We start from the raw sequence: 18,532 nt of genomic DNA, 5'->3' as shown, positions 1-18,532 counted from the left end.
TATTTATCCAGCGCTGCACATGGGCGCTTGGGCGCAATCAATTTGAAATGGCCCGAACACCGCCGCCCTCGGCTTGACCGGCGGGTTCCCCACCAACACACCCAGCGCCCTGGCCGTGAGGATGTTGTGGGCGATGCTGTGGTTGCATTCGATGGTCCGCGCCAACGACCCCGCCGACGCCTGACCCAATCCAAGCAATGAAAAGCCATTGGTGATGAATGCCAGGAAGGCGATCACCCAGAATTTGCACCTGCTCATGCTCCGGCCGCTCCTTTCGCGACGGCATGCGTGACGCTCACGGCTGAAGCCTGGAGGGAGGGTTCCGCAACGTTTTGGTATTGGGTGCCGAGACTGACTACCAGCACCAGCGTTACGTAGAGGCCGATGGCCAGGTAGGCGCCGCGCTTGGCGCAGATGAGGATTGCACTGGCCATGGGAGGCTCCGTGGGCATGTTTGAATGCCCACAGAATCAAGCAAATAAACCGTTATGAGTAGCGACAAATATGCATAGTCACCATCAGTTTAATTGATCGATAAAAGGTATCCGCTCAGTCGCTCAACAAGCTCAACAATCGCTCGCGAGCCACTTCCAATTCACCGGGAATCGGCTGGGCCGCCGAAACAATCGGGGTGGAATAAAGGAACAGCAACATCACTGCCAGACGCATCGCCATGGTGTCGATCCTTATTAGCAAGGAGTCAATTAACTAGCGTCAAATTTAAACACATGGCCATGTGATATCACAACAAAACTTTCCTCCTGAACGCACGAAGCCTGCGATCTTGTCTCTCCGTATTCGATGAGGAGATGAAAAGATCGCAGGCTTCAGTGTCAGCGTGCTCAGTGTTGAGTCTTGTGATCCAGCGCCGCGTAGAAGTTGGCGCTCTGTTGCAGGTATTTTTCGGTGTAGCTCTGGGTGCGGTTTTTCTTGTCGCTGATCTCGATGCTGGCACTGGCGGGCAATGCCACGGTGGCGGAGATGGCGGAAGCGGCGATCACGGAAAAAAGATTCATGTTCATGGCGGTAATCCTCGGATTCAGTTGGCTGACTTGCCCGGTGGGGCCGTGAAGCAAACTTACGCGCCGAGGCGTCTCGTCTTGAAATGCTTTGTAATACTAGCGACTATCAGTCTCGTTGATACAACTCCGAAAGCCCCGAAAATCGGGGCCTCGGGTTATTGACGAACGAGGAATTTCACATCGCTCGGTGCGTCCATGGGCAGCTTCTGGACGGTCTTGCCCAGCAGGCCGGTCTTCGGATCGCGCTCGATGACCACGATCTGATTGCTTTTCTGATTGGCGACCAGAACGAATTTTTCGCTCGGGTCCAGGCTGAACTCTCGAGGATGATCACCCTCGACGGAGCGTCGCTGCAGCTCTTTCAAGGTGCCGGAAGCCGGGTCGACGGCGAACACCAGCATCTCGTTTGTGGTGCCACGATTGCTGACGTACAGGAACTTGCCGTCTTTGGAAGCATGGAGCGCTGCCGCGGCTTTACCTGGCTGCGGCTTTCCATCGGCCAGCGCGACAAGCTGGCGCTGGGTCAGGCGACCGTCCTGGTAATCGAACACGGCCACCTGGGCCGTCATTTCCATCGTCAGCCAGGCGTGCTTGCCATCCCCACTGAACAATAGATGGCGCGGTCCGCTGCCCGGTGGCAACTGCACGAACGGCGGATCGGCAGGCGTCAGCGGCATTTCGGGGTTGGCCTTGGGGTCGTAACGGTAGACAAACACCTTGTCTGCCCCCAGGTCGTTGGCGAACACATATTTGCCATCGGGTGACGACACCGAGGAATGCACATGACCCGACTTCTGCCGCTCGGAATTGACCCGACTCGGCTGATGGCTGCCCATCTGCACCACCGGCGCCAACCTGCCATCCGCGCCCACCGGCAACACCACCAAGGTGCCGCCCGGGTTTTCCAGGACGGAATAATTACTCACCAGCAAATGCTGGCCATCATGGCTCAGGCTGGAGTGGGTCGGCTCGTTGCCCAGGGATTGCACCTGGTTGATCAGGCTCAGTTCAAAGGTCTTCGGGTCGATGGCGTAGCTGCTGACCTTGCCCACCGGGTCTTTCTGGCCCGGCCCGTTTTCGTTGACCACGAACAACCGGGTCATGTCCTTGGAAAGGGTCAGCCAGGAAGGGTTGTGCGTCTTGATCACTTGCAATGGGTTGGCATCGATCTGGCCGGTGCGGCTGTCGAATCGCAGCCGGTAGATGCCCTGGCTCTGGTCCGCCGTGTAGGAACCCACCAATAACTGATGGCGCTCGCCAGTGTCCGCCTGGACGCCCATGGCGCCGACGCTGCCGGCCATCAACAAGGGCCAGAAACTACGCATCTTCATGATCGGAGTCCTCATCGTCGTGGCCGCTGGTCGCTTCCACGCATTCCAAGTGGTGATCGCCCGAATCGCTGGTGATGATCCAATGCTTCTGGGCTTCGTCGAAGGTCGCGGCCTGCATCTGCGCCTCAGTGAAACGCCAATGCTCGCGGGTGCGACCGTTCATGCACTCGACGTGCAATTGGTCTTGCTCATCGAGGGAGAAATCGAACGCGTGCAGCCCGTCGATGATCAGCATGTCGCAGTGTTCGAGGGCATGCAGCAGGGTGTCGGTTACGGCAGTCATGGTGATCAGTCGGTCATTGGGAAAGCCAGCATGATAACCCAATGTAGGAGTGAGCCTTGGGCCATAAGGTTCGAAAGCAGTGTTGCCTGACATATCGCTTTCGCGAGCAGGCTCGCTCCCACAGGGGATCTCCAGTGAATGCAAATTTTGTGTTCGCTGAAAATCCAACTGTGGGAGCGAGCCTGCTCGCGAAGAGGCCGGCACATTCAACTCGAATGTAACGACCTCACCGCAACCCTCAAAGCGCCTCGCGCCCCGGCACCCCATCCACCAACCGCAGGATGCCCAGCGGATTGGCGTTTTTCAGCGGTTCCGGCAGCAGGCTGTCCGGGTAGTTCTGGAAGCATACCGGACGCAGGAACCGGTCGATCGCCAGCGTACCCACCGACGTGCCACGGGCGTCGGACGTTGCCGGGTAAGGCCCGCCGTGCACCATCGAATCACACACCTCCACGCCGGTTGGATAGCCATTGAGCAAGATGCGCCCGACTTTCTGCTCCAGCAACGGCGTCAGCTCGCCAAACTGTTCGAAGTCCTCCGGCTCGCCAATCATCGTGGCGGTGAGCTGGCCATGAAGGCCGTTCAGGGCTGCGGTCAGTTGCGCCTGGTCCGCGACCTCGACGAACACCGTGGTCGGGCCGAAGACTTCTTCCTGCAACGCTTCGTCGCTGTTGATCAGCAGGCTGGCATCGGCCTTGAACAATTGCGGCTGGGCCTGGTTGCCCTGTTGATCGCGACCGGCCAGGTGTTCGATGCCCGGGTGAGCCAGGAGCTTCTGCAAGCCCTTGCCGTAGCTTTGCAGCGTGCCGGCGTTGAGCATGGTCTGCGGCGCCTGGTCGCCGATCAGCGAAGCTACCTGCTGGGTGAACGCGGTGAATTCCGGCGAGCGGATGCCGATCACCAGGCCAGGGTTGGTGCAGAACTGACCGCAGCCCTGCACCACCGAGGCGGTCAAGTCGCGGGCAACGCTGTCGGCGCGGTTTTTCAAGGCCTGCGGAAATACGATCACCGGGTTGATGCTCGACATCTCGGCAAACACCGGAATCGGCTGGGGCCGAGCGGCCGCCATGTCGCACAGGGCGCGCCCGCCCTTGAGGGAGCCGGTGAAACCGACGGCCTGGATCGCCGGATGCTTGACCAGCCATTCGCCAACACCACCGCCGTAGATCATGTTGAACACGCCGGCCGGCATCGCGGTTTTTTCCGCTGCGCGAATGATCGCATCGGCCACGTGCTCGGCGGTCGCCATGTGGCCGCTGTGGGCCTTGAACACGACAGGGCAACCGGCGGCCAGGGCGGCGGCGGTGTCACCACCGGCGGTGGAAAATGCCAGCGGGAAGTTGCTGGCGCCGAACACGGCCACCGGACCCAGGCCGATGCGGTACTGACGCAGGTCCGGACGCGGCAGCGGCGTGCGCTCCGGCAAGGCGCGATCGATACGCGCACCGTAGAAATCGCCACGGCGCAGGACCTTGGCGAACAGGCGCATCTGGCCGCTGGTGCGACCGCGCTCGCCCTGGATGCGGGCCGCTGGCAAGGCGGTTTCGCGGCAGACCACGGCGACGAAATCATCGCCCAGGGCGTCCAGCTCATCGGCGATGGCGTCGAGGAACTCGGCCCGGCGCGCCGCGCTCAAGCTGCGGTAGATCGGATGCGCCGCCGCAGCGGCCTTGGCGGCCGCGTCGACTTCTTGCTCCGTGGCCTGGACGAATTCATGGGGCAAGGCTTCGCCGGTGCTGGCGTCGACGCTCTGCAGGCGAGTCTGGCCGGCCGCGCTGCGCGCACCGCCGATGTAGTTGTGACCAAGGATCTGGTTCATCGCAAGTCTCCTCTTAAAGTGTGCCGATAGTACCCGGATTGAATACCGCGTCTACCGGGGCAATGCCGTTGACCAACGGCGCGCCGAACTCGGCCTGGCTGATTTCGAACACGTCCCCCGGCTGGGTGCGGATGCCGTCGGCGAACGACAGCGTCGCGGTGCCGAAGAAGTGAACGTGAACGTCCCCCGGGCGCAGGAACTGACTGTACTTGAAGTGGTGGAATTCCAGGTTTTCGAGGCTATGGCACATGTTCGCCTCGCCGCTGAGGAATTCGTTCTGCCACAACACTTCGCCGTTGCGCAGGATACGACTGGTCCCGGACAGATGTTGAGGCAATTCACCCACGCGAAGTTCCGGCCCAAAGCTGCAACTGCGCAGTTTCGAATGGGCCAGGTAGAGATAATTCTTGCGCTCCATGACGTGATCGGAAAATTCGTTGCCCACCGCGAAGCCCAGTCGATACGGCTTGCCATCGTGCCCAATGACGTACAGGCCGCTGATCTCCGGCTCTTCGCCGGCGTCTTCGGCAAACGGTGGCAACGGGAACGGATGGCCCGGGCGGACCACGATGCTGCCGTCGCCCTTGTAGAACCATTCCGGCTGGACGCCGGCCTGCCCGGCCTGTGGTTTGCCGCCCTCGACGCCCCATTTGAAGATGCGCATGGTGTCGGTCATCGCTGCTTCGTCGCCGGCCTGTTGGTGCATCTTGTCCCGGGCCGAAGCGCTGCCCAGGTGGGTCAGGCCGGTGCCGCTGACCAGCAAGTGCGCCGGGTCCGGGTGGTCCAGCGGCGGCAGGATACGCAGTTCGCCGAGCAGTTGCGCGTAGTCATGGCTCGCCCCCAGGCCCAAGCCGTTGACCTGCTGCTCAAGCTTCACGCCCGCCTCGATCGCGGCCAGCGCCAGCTCCCGCACAGTGGCGGCGCCCTGCACTTCACGTACCTGATCGCCCTCGACCACACCGACGCGGCGCTCGCCGTTACTCAATTCGAACTGAACTAAACGCATGGGTTTTCTCCCGTAAACAAATTTTGACCTCTGTGCAGTCCCCTGTGGGAGCGAGCCTGCTCGCGAAAACAGTCTGACAGTCGACATTATTGGTGGATGGAAAACCGCTTTCGCGAGCAGGCTCGCTCCCACAGTTTTTCAGCGTCAGCCCTCAGATTCAGCTACGCGTCGCCCCCCGGGCGCTCGCCGCGAACTGATCCGCCGGCAGCACATGCTTGCGCTCCAGCAGGCGATAGACCACGCCGGTCAGCACCAGGCCGAACACCATCACGCACGACAGGAAATAAAGCCCCGAAGCCAGGTTGCCGGTGTACTCCTTCAGCGCACCGATCACGAACGGCCCGATGTAGCCACCCAGGTTGCCCACCGAGTTGATCAACGCAATGCCCGCCGCCGCGCTGGCGCCAGCGAAGAAACGTCCTGGCAAGGTCCAGAACACCGCTGTGCAAGAGAACAGCGCGAATGCCACCAGGCACAGCGCGGCCAGTTGCAACACCGGTACCGACAGCCAGGCACTGAGGAACAGGCCGATGGCGCCCAGTACATACAGCACGGCCAGGTGACCGTAGCGATCATTCAAGCGATCGGAACTGCGGGGAATGATCAACAGGCCGATGATGCCGAAGATATACGGTACGGAGGACACAAAACCGGTCACCAGGTCACTGCCGCCAAACTGCTTGATCAGTGTCGGCAACCACAAGCCCAGGCCGTAGATGCTCAAGGTCACTGGCAGGTAGAACAGCGCCAGCAGCAAGACTCGCTTGTCTTTCAGCGCATGCAGTGGATTGCCGTGGCGCGTCTGGCCGTATTGCTCGAGGTCTTTTTGCAGCTCGCCGGTCAGCCAGTCCTTCTCGGCCTGGTCCATCCACTTCACTTGTTGCGGGCCATCTGGCAGATAGCGCAGCACGGGCCAGGTCAACAGCACCGCCGGCAGGCCGATGACGATGAACAGCCACTGCCAGCCATGCAGGCCAAGGATGCCATCCATGCCCAGCAAGCCACCGGACACAGGGCCGGTGATCATCATCGCGATGGGTTGGGAAAGAATGAACAGCCCGAGGATCTTGCCACGATGGCGCACCGGGAACCATTGGGTGATGTAGTACAGCACGCCCGGGAAGAACCCGGCTTCGGCCGCACCCAGTAAAAAGCGCATCACGTAGAAACTGTGAGGCCCTTGTACAAACGCCATGCCAATGGTGATGGCGCCCCAGGTGATCATGATCCGGGCGAACCAGCGCCGGGCACCGAAGCGTTCGAGCATCAGGTTGCTGGGGATTTCCAGCAGGAAATAACCGATGAAGAAAAGTCCTGCGCCCAGGCCATAGGCGGCGTCGCCGATGCCGATGTCGGCACCCATGTGCAACTTGGCGAAGCCCACCGCAGAGCGGTCCACGTAGGCGATCAAGTACAGCAGGATCAGGAAGGGAATCAGTTTGAGAGTGATGCGACGAATAAGCCGCAATTCCTGGCTCATGGGGCCGGTCTCCGATTGTTGTTGTTATAGAACCTTGGGGGATTTCTCTCGCGAACGAACGCCAGGACAACCCCTCCGTTGAATCGGACTATATAGTAATACTATTTACTCAACAACACTTCCAAACCGCGCAAATTGCGCTTATGTTACGCTTCAGCTCGAACAATATAGTCATACAATAAGAGAATCGATCATGTCTGATAAGAAACCCTCCCTGCGCTCGGCCCAATGGTTTGGCACTGCCGACAAGAACGGCTTCATGTACCGCAGCTGGATGAAAAATCAGGGCATCGCCGACCATCAGTTCCACGGCAAGCCGATCATCGGGATCTGCAACACCTGGTCGGAGCTGACGCCGTGCAATGCGCACTTCCGCCAGATCGCCGAGCACGTCAAACGCGGCGTGATCGAGGCTGGGGGTTTCCCGGTGGAATTCCCGGTGTTCTCCAACGGCGAATCGAACCTGCGCCCGACCGCCATGCTGACCCGCAACCTGGCGAGCATGGACGTGGAAGAGGCGATTCGCGGCAACCCGATCGATGGCGTGGTGCTGCTCACCGGTTGCGACAAGACCACCCCGGCCTTGCTGATGGGCGCCGCCAGTTGCGACGTGCCGGCCATCGTCGTCACCGGTGGCCCGATGCTCAACGGCAAGCACAAGGGCCAGGACATCGGATCAGGCACGGTGGTTTGGCAGTTGAGCGAGCAGGTCAAGGCCGGCACCATCACCATTGACGACTTCCTCGCCGCCGAGGGCGGCATGTCCCGCTCGGCCGGCACCTGCAACACCATGGGCACGGCCTCGACCATGGCGTGCATGGCTGAAGCCCTCGGCACTTCCCTGCCCCACAACGCGGCGATTCCGGCCGTGGACGCCCGTCGTTATGTGCTGGCCCACATGTCCGGCATGCGCGCGGTGGAAATGGTCCGTGAAGATCTGAGATTGTCGAAGATCCTGACCAAGGAAGCCTTCGAAAACGCCATCCGCGTCAACGCCGCCATCGGCGGTTCGACCAACGCGGTGATTCACCTCAAGGCCATCGCCGGACGCATCGGCGTGCAACTGGACCTGGACGACTGGACCCGCATCGGTCGTGGCATGCCGACGATCGTCGACCTGCAGCCATCCGGGCGCTTCCTGATGGAAGAGTTCTACTATGCCGGCGGCCTGCCCGCCGTGCTGCGTCGCCTGGGTGAAGCCAACCTGATCCCTCACCCGAACGCGCTGACAGTCAACGGCAAGAGCCTCGGTGAAAACACCAAGGACGCGCCGATCTACGGCCAGGACGAAGTCATCCGCACCCTCGACAACCCGATCCGCGCCGACGGCGGTATCTGCGTGCTGCGCGGCAACCTGGCGCCATTGGGCGCAGTGCTCAAGCCATCCGCCGCCACGGCGCAACTGATGCAACATCGTGGTCGCGCGGTGGTGTTCGAGAACTTCGACGAGTACAAGGCCAGGATCAACGACCCGGAACTGGACGTCGATGCCGACTCGATCCTGGTCATGAAAAACTGCGGGCCGAAAGGTTATCCAGGCATGGCTGAAGTGGGCAACATGGGCTTGCCGGCCAAGCTGCTGGCCCAGGGCGTGACAGACATGGTGCGCATTTCCGATGCGCGCATGAGCGGCACCGCCTACGGCACCGTGGTGTTGCACGTGGCGCCGGAGGCCGCGGCTGGCGGACCTTTGGCAGCCGTGAAAGAAGGCGACTGGATCGAACTCGATTGCGCCAGTGGCCGCTTGCACCTGGACATCCCGGACGCCGAACTCGCCGCGCGCCTGGCCGACCTCGCACCACCGCAACAATTGCTGGTGGGCGGCTATCGCCAGTTGTACATCGACCATGTGCTGCAAGCGGACCAGGGCTGCGACTTCGACTTCCTGGTGGGCTGCCGCGGCGCCGAGGTGCCGCGTCACTCCCATTGACCCCGCCCCCCCTTATGGGAGCAAGCTTTGTGAGAGCAAACTTTGTGGGAGCGGAGCTTTTGTGGGAGCTGAGCTTGCTCGCGATAGCGGTTGAACATCCAACACCCCAGTTGGCTGTCATAGCTGACTGTGGCGAGGGAGCTTGCTCCCGCTGGACTGCGCAGCAGGCCCCTTTTACGGCTGCTGCGCAACCGAGCGGGAGCAAGCTCCCTCGCCACAGGGCCATTCAGCCCCAAGGGTTTGGCCTGATGAATATCTGCCGCGCCTGCTATCATGCGCAGCACCCCACGCACACAGGATCGCGCCGCGTCCCATGGATTACCGTAAACCCTCCGACCGCAAAAGCATGCATGCGCGCATCGTCCAGGAACTGGGCAGACAGATCGTTTCCGGCCGCTTCAAGCCCGACGACAAACTACCCGCCGAAGCGTTGCTGTGCGAAGAGTACGCCGTCAGCCGCCCCGTGCTGCGCGAAGCCACGCGGGTGTTGGTCGCCAAGGGGTTGGTGTATTCACGGCCGCGAGTGGGCACGGTGGTCAAGGCCCGTCGGGAATGGCACATGCTCGACCCGGACGTACTGCACTGGCTGATGCAAAGCAGCCCGCAGAATGAATTCTTCGGCCTGCTTACCAGCGTGCGCAGCATCATCGAACCGGCCGCCGCCGCGCTCGCCGCGCAGTTCGCCACCGACGAAGACATTGCCGCCATCAGCGAAGCCTACCAACGCATGGAAGCGGCACCGACTCCCGAAGCGCTGCTGCAACCGGACCTGGATTTCCACAGCCGCATCGCCGACGCCACCCACAACGACCTGCTCGCCAACCTCTGCAACATGTTGTCCGTGGCCATTGCCGAAGCGCTCAAGCACTCCAACCAGCGGCCCAACCTGCATGAACTGGCGATGCCGCGACACAAGGCGATCCTCACCGCCATCGAGAACCGCGACGCCCTCGGCGCACGCCACGCCACCCTGGTGCAATTGGATGATGCCCGCAGCGCCTTGAACGTGGTGTTGGGCAGCGATCCCGCCCCGGCCTGACACAAGCCATCCCCAGCGGGTGGTACCTATATACCGCACGCAGGGAAAGAGAATCCCGACACTTGACTCTCGCCGTCATCCCGACGGCCATGCGTCCAGAAAAGGAATTCTCATGAACACGCTCTCCTCGGCCGGCAGCCCGCCGGCCGCCGCGCACACCATCAACCCGATGTCCGCCCGCCCGACCTTCAAGCAGGTTGTCCAGCAGGTGCTCGGGCAAGCCCTCAGGGAAAAATACCCCGCGCTGGCCATCGACCTCGACAAGACCCGACTGGCGACACCGAACGAGGCCGCCCAAGGCTGGAACTACCAACCCTTCATGCCCTTGGTGCTCGATTACCTGGCCCTCGGCACGCCAGTGGATTTCAGTTCACGGGGTAATTTGGACTGTTATCTGTCCGACTCGGTCCCCAGCCGTCTCTGGTCGGGCAACGACAGGCTCGACATGAAGGTTGTCGAGAAACTGCTGCATGAGCTGCCCTGGACCGTGCCGATCGGGCTCGAAGAAGCATTGACCCGCTATTGGAACGGCGATGCCGAAACCATCTCCCATACCCAGGTGGCTGCCCGCACCAGCCGCTGGCATTGGCTGGGCGATACGCTGAGGATCTCGTTGCATATTCGCAGGCTTCAGCAACCGGGCCTGACGGTGCCCGCCTGCGAGGCGCTGGACCAGATCGTCCGGTGGCCGGACCGCGAGCAACGTTTCCAGCGCAATGCCTCCGCAGTATACGTGTATGGCCTGAACAGCGTGCTGACCAAAGGCGCCGTGTCCTCGGTGCTGCCGAGCAGCGATCTTCTGCTCATGCATTACACCGAGTACGGGCTTACGCTCTTGCTATGCAGCCCGGGCGCCGCCATCCGACCTTTCGAATCGCTGGACGCCTTCAATCGCCATTGGCGCGAACAGATCGCCAATCGCTATGTGGTCGACACGATCACTTGCCAACGCTACGAGCTCGACGGCGACGTTTTCGACACCCAGGCCGCGCTGATCCTGGAGCAACAACTCACCGAGCTGAAGGCCGTGCAACTGCCGTCAAAAATCGGCCTGGCGAACCTCAGTGCGCTGTACAGCGACTTGAGCGACCCGACGCGATGCCTGCGCGATGCACCAAGGCTGACGCCTGAGACATCGGCTCGACTCGCGCCGCTACTCCCCGATTGGTTGAAAAATGCATCCCTGGCCGATTGCGGCCGATTCCAGCGGTACAGCCTGGCGCTGGCCAGTCTCAGGAGTCGGATTCAAGGCCCAAGCCACCCCAGCGACATCAAGGCCTTTGCCGCCGAGGCGCTGCTCACGCAAATGAACAAAACCAATGACATCAGCCCGGACAAGGCCGACCCCAGCCAGTACCAACCCGATGATATCGAGCTGATCTTCACAGTGTCCGCGGGATATCCCGGCACCGCCGGTATCAGCGAACGCAGGACGATGAGCCTTACCCGCCTGGCCATCGACAATCTTGTCGCCCGTCCCAGCGGCCATCTGCAACTCTCCCACCGGCAGGGCCTGTCATTGCCGGCCTGGCTGACAACAGATTTCATCACCCGCAAGAACGGGCTGATCGAGCAAGTCGACATCGGCACGACCTATCCTCGCTACCTGCAACAAGAGCTGTTGGGCGACTCGTCCCAAGCCCGTGAGCAGCAAAAGATATTTGCCGAACAGGTCCCGGCGCAGTTACCGCTCGAAGCGCTGCGGCAAGTGCTCACCGAAAAAAACGGCATGACCCGCCAAGGGCTGCGCCTCATCGAAGCGGTTTTCCAACCCGACACCGAGGGTCGACAAGTCGACGGGCAACCCGTTGTCATGCGTCACCTGGCCTTTCTGCGCAAACCCCAGGCCCAGCCCGACATCGCGAGCAACATGTTTATCGTCGAAGCACAGGACGCCAGCACCGGCCCGCATCTGTTGTACCGTCCGCTGTACGTGCCCTCGCTGATGGAGTTTCCCACCCGCCTGGCGCTGCAACAGGCCATCGCCACTACGGGCGACCTGCAAACCAGCGTCCTGACCTGGATGTCCGACGCGGCGCGCTCGGTGTATGCCAACGGTGGCTTTACGGAGCCGCACATCGTGCGTTTTTTCCAGGGCGACGAATTCAGCGCCCCCGAAAAACCCGTCCCGGCCACGCTTGCCACCGATGGCATGAATGACGAGTTGCTGCAGTACCTGCACCGAGGCGAACTGCTCCAGTACCTGTATGGCTGCAACGCACAGGCCTTGATCACACAGGCCGACCGAAACTCCGTCTCGAACAGCGAAAGCCGCTGGGCGGCATTGCTGGAAGGCGGCAGCCTGTTGTTCAACACGTTGCTGTTCCCGTTGTTGCGAGGCCCGGCCATGTCCGCGGTCTGGTTATGGAGCTTGATGGCCAGCGCCAGTCGCGACATTCCCGCCCTGATCAGCGAAGACCCTGTGACACGGGAGCTGGCTGCCGTCGATTTTCTGGTCAACCTCGCCATGCTGACCAGCCAGTTGCACGCCAGCCCGGCGCCACCACGCGTGCCCATCGCCGAAACGGTCAAGGAGCAGGCCATGCAGGCCCCTGCTCCACGTGCCACGGCCGAACAATGGCCGGCGCCGCCGGTGCCGGCCATCCTGGAAGGATCCGTTTCCCTGCCCGACGCGCATTCCGGCGCCCTCGACCGCATTCTCGATTTCAGTTTCACCGGCGCCCGTCATCGCCTGACGTCGCAGCAACGCACCCAACTGGCACGCATGCAAGTACCCCGCCCCGAATCTCTCCCCGAACCGATCCACTACGGTCCCTTCAAGGGCCTCTATGTGATCGGTAACAAATGGCACGCGCTGGTGAACGAAAACTTGTATCGAATCAGCCCGGAAGCGGACGGCAGCACCAGGATCGTCGACCCGCTCGACCGGCTCAGGATGGGCCCGGCGCTGCAAACGGATGGCCAAGGCAACTGGTCCATTGACCTGAGCCTGCGCCTCAGGGGGGCATGCCGCCTAAACGCATTGCCGAGCAACGGCAACTGAACTTTAAAAGAACCATCACCTTGATCGAAGAGACAAATGCGATGAGGAAGCGCATTGATAGGTTGCAAACGGAGCTGGACGTCGCTCAACAGATACTCAACAGAGTAGAAAATGACAGCACCAAAACCGAAAACCAGCGGGGCCCCAGGCGCAAAGTGTTCTATGACCTGAACAAAGAACAGGTCGACATTTACCTGACGATGCTCGACAGGGCGCCGGAACATGCCAGGTTGGGTATCGATATTCCCGCCAAGGAAATCCGTGCGCTGATGGAAAATGTGGTCATCAACGCCCGCAGGGCGGTATTGGTCACTGATATGGAGCAACGCGCCCTCAATGCAGCCAACCCGAACTATGGGGAAGAATTGGTGTTGACGGCCGTCACTTCCAACATGAGGGACTATCTGAAATTCCTCGATCAGACCGTCGAGATCAATGAGCGGGCCATCTACTGGCTGGAACTCAAGGATGAGTACCTGGACAGACTGTTGAACCTGGACAGCGCAGGCGCCCAGGTCTACGAGCGTCTGGTCAAAGACCGTCCACTGGACGAGCGAAATGCCTTGGGTTCCAAGGCCCTGCAACTGGCGACATTGCCGTTGCTGTCGATCAAGCACCCGGAGAGCGACCTGCCCGACAGCTTGTTTCGTATCCTCCAGCCTTTGGGAGAGCAGGTGCGCTCGCACTCGGAACTGGGCATGTACGACCTGCCTGAGCTTGAGCATCTGGAAGTGTTGGAAAGCCTGACCGAGCGATACGCCAAGACGCTGGATGCCTTGCTCGGCATGAAGACGCTCTATATCGACGACATCAACGAAGCGTACTTCGACAAGCTGATCTCACTGGTCGACAGCCTGTACCAAGACGCCTCCAGCAAGCTTGCCGCCGAAGTCAAACCCGAGCCAAAACCTCGCAAGCGCCCGTCAAAACGGCCTAAGTCGCCCTCCGGCCGTCCTCAGAAGAAGGTGATCAAGACGCGAAAGAACGGCGTGCTGATTGGCGACCTGAAGCCTGCGGGTACCAGCTTGCCGATCGAAGTCGTGGAGCTGCGCTCGCAAGCCAATGACGAGGTGCTTTCCACGTATTCGCAACACGACGATGTCTGGGATGTCGTCGAAGTGCGTCGACCACGGCCCGCTCCCCGAACGCGCTCCATCAAAGCAATCAAGGCCGATGCACAGGCCCTGCTGGGACAGTTGGCGGAACGCCTGCGCCGCGCCGATGACTACAAAAAGCGCTGCCGACATCCCCAGGAGATCGAAGAAATCATGAGCAACGAAGCCAGTCGCTTCCGTGTGCTCGCCGATGAACTGGACCGCGCCTTCACAGCCTCGAAAACATCTCGCACAGCGGCGGACCAGGCGCTGGGCAAGCAATTGTCGGATGCGATTTCAAGTCTGGGCAGCAAAGGCAGTGCCTTGCGCACCGAACTGAGCCTGCACCTGCCGCCCACCGACGGCAACCTTCGCTACTTGTTCGATAAAAACCTGATTCAAGTCGCGCTGCTCGGCAAACGCCAGCCCTTGAAGGGCACTCGCAAGGACTTCCTCCAGGAATACGCGGTCAATGACCGCAAGGGTTTCCCGCTCTGGTATGGGCATTTTCACTATGAAACGGTGGATTCGCCGAAAGCTGACTACACCGTCGCCCACCTCAAGACCAAGGAACAACGCCACGAACATTATCATTCGCTGCTTGCCAAGGCCGACAGCCCTTATGCGGTTGTAAACGTGCATCGTGGCCAGATAGGCCGGTCACTGGCGCAAAGCAGGTTTCTACCGTTGGCGCCGTGATCGAGGTACATGAAAGCCTGGGAGCGGGCTTGCTCGCGCTGGCGGATGGACATTCGACACCTTCATTGACTGTCACACCGCTATCGCTTGCAAGCTCGCTCCTACATCAGTTCGCCACCTGGGCTGTGCTGAAGGTACTGCATCGGTCAATGGGCAAACAGCGAATTGCCCTTCTGCCCCGCCAGTTTTTCCGGCTTGATCAGAAAGCGCGCCAAGGCCGGCAGCAGCCACAACGCGCCGAACATGTTCCACAGCAGCATGAACGTCAGCATCAAGCCCATGTCAGCCTGGAACTTGATGGCCGAAAAGATCCACGTGCACACCCCGATCGCCAGGCACAGCCCGGTGAATAGCACCGCTTTGCCGGTGGACTTCAGCGTCTGGTAATACGCTTCCTGCAACGGCAGGCCGGCCCGCAGGAAACTCTCCAGGCGGCTGTAGATGTAAATGCCGTAGTCCACGCCGATCCCTACACCCAAGGCCACCACCGGCAGGGTCGCGACCTTCACGCCAATCCCCATGAAGGCCATCAACGCGTTGCCCAACACCGACGTCAGCACCAGCGGCAGGACGATGCACAGCGTCGCCGCCCAGGAGCGGAAGGTGATCATGCACATCGTCGCGACGCAGATATAAACCAGGATGAGGATGATCAGCTCCGATTCCTTGATCACTTCGTTGGTGGCGGCCTCGATGCCGGCGTTACCGGCGGCCAGGATGAATTCCAGGCCATCGCGGTTGTTCTCCTTGGCGAAGTCCTGCACCGCCTTCACCGCGCGGTCCAGGGTCTCGGCCTTGTGGTCGTTGAGGAACACCAGCACCGGCGCCAGGGAACAGCTGTTGTTGTACAGGCCATCGGCCCGGGCAATGGAGCTGTTGAGCACATCGGGGTTACGGGACAGGGTTTCCCATTTCAGGTTGCCCTCGTTCATGCCCTTGATCATTTGCTTGGACACGGTCACCAGGGAAATTGCCGATTGCACGCCCTCGGTGTTCTGCATCTTCCACATCAGCTCGTCGATCGGCGCCATGGCTTCATAGCGCGAGCAGCCTTCGGCCTTGGTCTTGACCATCACCACCAGCACATCGGAACTGGTGGAATAGTTACTGATGATGAAATTGTTGTCTTGGTTGTAGCGCGAATCCGGTCGCAGCTCGGGTGCGCCCTGGTCCAGATCGCCGATCTTCAGGTTCTGGCTGTACCAGAGGCCGCCGCCGAAAGCGAGTACCGCCAAGGCAATCGACACCGGCGCGACCTTGGCACTGGCGAACTTCGACAGCAGGCGCCAGAACGGATGCTCGCGGGTCGCGTCTTTCTTGCTGCGCTCGACGGCCCGCTTGCTGATGCCTACATAGGAAATCGCCACCGGCAACAGGATCAGGTTGGTGAACACGATCACCGCCACACCGATGGAGGCGCCGATGGCCAGTTCGCGAATCACGCCGATGTCGATGATCAACAAGGTAATGAAGCCGACGGCATCGGCCAGGATCGCGATCATCCCCGGCAGGAACAACTGGCGGAAGGTACGCCGGGCAGCCGTCAGCGCGTTGTCCGCTTCGCTGGACTGCAAGGCGATGCCGTTGATTTTCTGTACGCCATGGGAAATGCCGATGGCAAAGATCAGGAACGGCACCAGCATCGAATAGGGGTCAAGGCCAAAGCCCGCCGCGTGCATCAGCCCCAACTGCCAGACCACCGCCACCAATGTGGTGCTCAACACCGCCACGGTGCTGCGCATGCAGTTCGTGAACCAGTACAGGAGGATCAACGTAATCACGAAGGCCACGCCAAAGAACATCACCACCATGACCAGGCCGTCGATCAGGTCGCCGACCTTCTTGGCGAAACCGACGATATGGATCTGCACATTGGGGTTCTGGGCTTCGAACTTGTTGCGGATCTTGTCTTCAAGCTCATGGGAAAACTTGCGGTAATCCAGGGCGAGCAACTTGCCTTGGTCTTGCGGGTCCGGGTAGGACTCCAGCAGCGGGATATCGATGATGCTCGATTTGAAGTCGTTCGCCACCAGGCGCCCGACCTGGCCGGACTTGAGCACGTTGTTGCGCAACAAGTCGAGGCTGTCCGCCGAGCCATCGTAGCTCTGGGGAATCACCTCACCGCCGGCGAAGCCCTCCTCCGTCACCTCGGTCCAGCGCACGCTCGGGCTCCACAGCGACTTGAGCCCGGAGCGGTCAACGCCGGAGATATAGAACACTTCATCGTGGATCTGGCGCAGGGTCTCCATGTATTCCTTGGAGAAAATGTCGCCGTCAGTGGCTTCAACGGAGATCCGCACCGTGTTGCCGAGGTTCGCCAGATCGTTGCGGTGTTCGAGCATCTTTTCGATGAAAGGATGCTCGAGGGGGATCATTTTTTCGAAACTGGTGGAGGGCCGGATCAGCGTCGCCTGCCAGAAAAGGAAGATGCTGACCAGCAGGCAAATGACGATCACTGCCGGGCGGTTGTTGAAAATCAGGCGTTCGAGAAACGTCGCCTTGTCTTGGTGATGACTGCTCATGGGGTCCGCCTTGTTGTTATTGTGCCCGTCTGACAGGTCCGGCTCATTTGCTCAATTCGGCGCCAGTGGACGTGGTGGCGCGAACACCGCCCTGTCCCGCCAGGATCAGGTTACCGTTGCCCGCCGACGTGACGGCCGCCACGGAAATTCGATCCGGACGGTTGAACACGCTGAACGTCACGCCATCGTCGGTGCTGCGGATCACGCTGCCACCGTTGCCGACGATGACGATCGAGCCGTCCGGCAACAGCGTTGCACCCGACAAGCCGAACTCCAGCGCGCCACGGGCGGCCTTGAGCTCGACCTGCTCCCAGGTCGTGCCAAAATCGGTGGAACGATAAAGATTGCCGCGAAGGCCGTAGGCCAACAGGGTCGAAGGCTGGGCTGTGCCAACGACGCCAAACAGCGAGCCTTCATAAGGGCCTTGGATTTTTTCCCAGGTCTGCCCCCAATCGGAGGAACGGAACATGCTGCCGGCCTCGCCGACGATGAACAGCCCTGTATCTTTCACGGCGGTAACAGCATTGAGGTGGTATTGATCTTCATTGTCGAGGCGGTCGCTGGCGTCTTCCCAGTGCTTGCCGCCATCGTTGGTCTCGTACAGCGCACCGTAGGCACCCACGGCGAACCCATGGCTGGCGTCCTGGAACCAGACGTCCAGCAAGGGCGCCTCGCGAGGCAGGTCTTCGAATTGCTTGGTCCAGGTGGTGCCGCCGTCGACGCTGGCGAGGATCTGCGCGTCGTGTCCTACGGCCCAGCCATGCTTGTCATCCACGAAGAACACCGCAGTGAGCAGCTGGCGGGTCGGAACCTTGGCCTGGGTCCAGGATTTACCCTGGTCATCGGAATAGACGATGTGGCCACGGTCACCGACCGCCACCAGTCGCTGGCCGGCCTGGACCACATCAAGCATCAGGGTCTTGCTGGCCTTGGCCGACTCGACGGAATAGATGACATCGGATGTCGATGCGGCCACCGCCAGCACGGGTGCCGACAAGACGGCGGAGCCCAGCAGTGAGAGCGCCGAGGCCAGCAACGCCACACGGCGCAGCATCGGCGGCCGGCAGCGGCCCACAGCCATGACAGGCTCATTCATAGACCTTTCCCCCATTATTATTGTTATGGCTTGGTACGTTGCCAGGCTTGGAGCATAGCCCTGAAACCTGCAATCTAGAGCCACTCGCAAGCGGAACCTATCCTATCGGGCTTTCGAAAGGTCTGACAATCGACGCCACGTTATCTTTTGTTAACCATGGGGATAACGGGAAGGGGTGAATCAGAAGATATTCGTGAGAATGATGAC

At 60.9% G+C, this 18,532-nt stretch carries 15 protein-coding genes; 4 read left to right on the top strand and 11 right to left on the bottom strand.

Features of this window, described 5'->3' with window-relative positions; genetic code table 11:
- Window positions 1–3 precede the first annotated feature (3 nt).
- The 9 genes from J3P81_RS11155 to J3P81_RS11115 form a co-directional block, all read right to left on the bottom strand.
- Window positions 4–258 (bottom strand): hypothetical protein, encoded by a 255-nt coding sequence (locus tag J3P81_RS11155; protein ID WP_434563765.1) that lies wholly within the window; start codon window positions 256–258, stop codon window positions 4–6.
- Window positions 255–434 (bottom strand): hypothetical protein, encoded by a 180-nt coding sequence (locus tag J3P81_RS11150; RefSeq protein ID WP_434563763.1) that lies wholly within the window; start codon window positions 432–434, stop codon window positions 255–257. The genes J3P81_RS11155 and J3P81_RS11150 overlap by 4 nt, the downstream gene beginning before the upstream one ends.
- A 115-nt stretch (window positions 435–549) precedes the next feature.
- Complete coding sequence (locus J3P81_RS11145; protein WP_434563761.1) at window positions 550–675, bottom strand: hypothetical protein; 126 nt, start codon at window positions 673–675, stop codon at window positions 550–552.
- A gap of 167 nt (window positions 676–842) precedes the next feature.
- Window positions 843–1,022, bottom strand: coding sequence for a hypothetical protein (locus tag J3P81_RS11140; protein WP_420766540.1), 180 nt, complete (start codon window positions 1,020–1,022; stop codon window positions 843–845).
- 155 nt (window positions 1,023–1,177) lie between these two features.
- The gene (locus J3P81_RS11135) at window positions 1,178–2,353 is read right to left on the bottom strand and encodes a lactonase family protein (protein WP_434563759.1); all 1,176 of its coding nucleotides are present in this window, start codon (window positions 2,351–2,353) and stop codon (window positions 1,178–1,180) included.
- On the bottom strand, window positions 2,340–2,636 hold the full coding sequence (locus tag J3P81_RS11130; protein ID WP_434563757.1) for a DUF5629 family protein: 297 nt from the start codon (window positions 2,634–2,636) through the stop codon (window positions 2,340–2,342). Before J3P81_RS11130 ends, J3P81_RS11135 begins: the two co-directional genes overlap by 14 nt.
- A gap of 238 nt (window positions 2,637–2,874) precedes the next feature.
- Entirely contained in the window at window positions 2,875–4,455 is a 1,581-nt protein-coding gene (locus tag J3P81_RS11125; RefSeq protein ID WP_434563755.1) for an aldehyde dehydrogenase (NADP(+)), read from the bottom strand.
- A gap of 13 nt (window positions 4,456–4,468) precedes the next feature.
- Entirely contained in the window at window positions 4,469–5,461 is a 993-nt protein-coding gene (gene araD1 / locus J3P81_RS11120; RefSeq protein WP_434563753.1) for an AraD1 family protein, read from the bottom strand.
- A gap of 157 nt (window positions 5,462–5,618) precedes the next feature.
- Window positions 5,619–6,941, bottom strand: a complete 1,323-nt coding sequence (locus tag J3P81_RS11115; protein ID WP_420766545.1) for an MFS transporter — start codon at window positions 6,939–6,941, stop codon at window positions 5,619–5,621.
- Window positions 6,942–7,134: 193 nt separating this feature from the next.
- On the opposite strand from J3P81_RS11115, the gene J3P81_RS11110 reads away from it, so the two are divergent.
- The 4 genes from J3P81_RS11110 (at window position 7,135) to J3P81_RS11095 (ending at window position 14,707) form a co-directional block, all read left to right on the top strand.
- Window positions 7,135–8,871: an IlvD/Edd family dehydratase gene (locus tag J3P81_RS11110; RefSeq protein WP_420766546.1), complete on the top strand. Its 1,737-nt coding sequence runs from the start codon at window positions 7,135–7,137 to the stop codon at window positions 8,869–8,871.
- A gap of 313 nt (window positions 8,872–9,184) precedes the next feature.
- Window positions 9,185–9,910 carry a FadR/GntR family transcriptional regulator gene (locus J3P81_RS11105; protein WP_434563751.1) on the top strand — a complete coding sequence of 242 codons (726 nt, stop codon included), beginning with the start codon at window positions 9,185–9,187 and terminating at the stop codon, window positions 9,908–9,910.
- Between the two features lie 112 nt (window positions 9,911–10,022).
- Entirely contained in the window at window positions 10,023–12,914 is a 2,892-nt protein-coding gene (locus J3P81_RS11100) for a dermonecrotic toxin domain-containing protein (protein WP_434563749.1), read from the top strand.
- A gap of 155 nt (window positions 12,915–13,069) precedes the next feature.
- Window positions 13,070–14,707, top strand: coding sequence for a hypothetical protein (locus tag J3P81_RS11095; protein ID WP_434563747.1), 1,638 nt, complete (start codon window positions 13,070–13,072; stop codon window positions 14,705–14,707).
- Between the two features lie 146 nt (window positions 14,708–14,853).
- Here J3P81_RS11095 and J3P81_RS11090 read toward each other — a convergent pair whose 3' ends face one another.
- Together J3P81_RS11090 and J3P81_RS11085 are read right to left on the bottom strand one after the other, a co-directional pair.
- On the bottom strand, window positions 14,854–17,229 hold the full coding sequence (locus tag J3P81_RS11090) for an efflux RND transporter permease subunit (RefSeq protein ID WP_434563745.1): 2,376 nt from the start codon (window positions 17,227–17,229) through the stop codon (window positions 14,854–14,856).
- A gap of 43 nt (window positions 17,230–17,272) precedes the next feature.
- Complete coding sequence (locus tag J3P81_RS11085) at window positions 17,273–18,325, bottom strand: WD40/YVTN/BNR-like repeat-containing protein (protein ID WP_434563743.1); 1,053 nt, start codon at window positions 18,323–18,325, stop codon at window positions 17,273–17,275.
- Between the last annotated feature and the right edge of the window lie 207 nt (window positions 18,326–18,532).

The sequence above is a fragment of the Pseudomonas sp. R1-6 genome, assembly GCF_051132115.1.
In the GTDB taxonomy this organism is placed as follows: Bacteria; Pseudomonadota; Gammaproteobacteria; order Pseudomonadales; family Pseudomonadaceae; genus Aquipseudomonas.
The sequence above is the reverse complement of the archived record's forward strand: the minus strand, read 5'-3'. Positions and strand labels throughout refer to the sequence as shown.

Bases quoted from the DNA above. Each gene is read 5' to 3' on its own strand.
- J3P81_RS11110 (WP_420766546.1), top strand. From the start codon at position 7,135: ATGTCTGATAAGAAACCCTCCCTGCGCTCGGCCCAATGGTTTGGCACT.
- J3P81_RS11100 (WP_434563749.1), top strand. From the start codon at position 10,023: ATGAACACGCTCTCCTCGGCCGGCAGCCCGCCGGCCGCCGCGCACACC.
- araD1 (WP_434563753.1), bottom strand. From the start codon at position 5,461: ATGCGTTTAGTTCAGTTCGAATTGAGTAACGGCGAGCGCCGCGTCGGT.
- J3P81_RS11155 (WP_434563765.1), bottom strand. From the start codon at position 258: ATGAGCAGGTGCAAATTCTGGGTGATCGCCTTCCTGGCATTCATCACC.
- J3P81_RS11135 (WP_434563759.1), bottom strand. From the start codon at position 2,353: ATGAAGATGCGTAGTTTCTGGCCCTTGTTGATGGCCGGCAGCGTCGGC.
- J3P81_RS11150 (WP_434563763.1), bottom strand. From the start codon at position 434: ATGGCCAGTGCAATCCTCATCTGCGCCAAGCGCGGCGCCTACCTGGCC.
- J3P81_RS11140 (WP_420766540.1), bottom strand. From the start codon at position 1,022: ATGAACATGAATCTTTTTTCCGTGATCGCCGCTTCCGCCATCTCCGCC.
- J3P81_RS11145 (WP_434563761.1), bottom strand. From the start codon at position 675: ATGGCGATGCGTCTGGCAGTGATGTTGCTGTTCCTTTATTCCACCCCG.
- J3P81_RS11090 (WP_434563745.1), bottom strand. From the start codon at position 17,229: ATGAGCAGTCATCACCAAGACAAGGCGACGTTTCTCGAACGCCTGATT.
- J3P81_RS11125 (WP_434563755.1), bottom strand. From the start codon at position 4,455: ATGAACCAGATCCTTGGTCACAACTACATCGGCGGTGCGCGCAGCGCG.
- J3P81_RS11130 (WP_434563757.1), bottom strand. From the start codon at position 2,636: ATGACTGCCGTAACCGACACCCTGCTGCATGCCCTCGAACACTGCGAC.
- J3P81_RS11085 (WP_434563743.1), bottom strand. From the start codon at position 18,325: ATGAATGAGCCTGTCATGGCTGTGGGCCGCTGCCGGCCGCCGATGCTG.
- J3P81_RS11105 (WP_434563751.1), top strand. From the start codon at position 9,185: ATGGATTACCGTAAACCCTCCGACCGCAAAAGCATGCATGCGCGCATC.
- J3P81_RS11115 (WP_420766545.1), bottom strand. From the start codon at position 6,941: ATGAGCCAGGAATTGCGGCTTATTCGTCGCATCACTCTCAAACTGATT.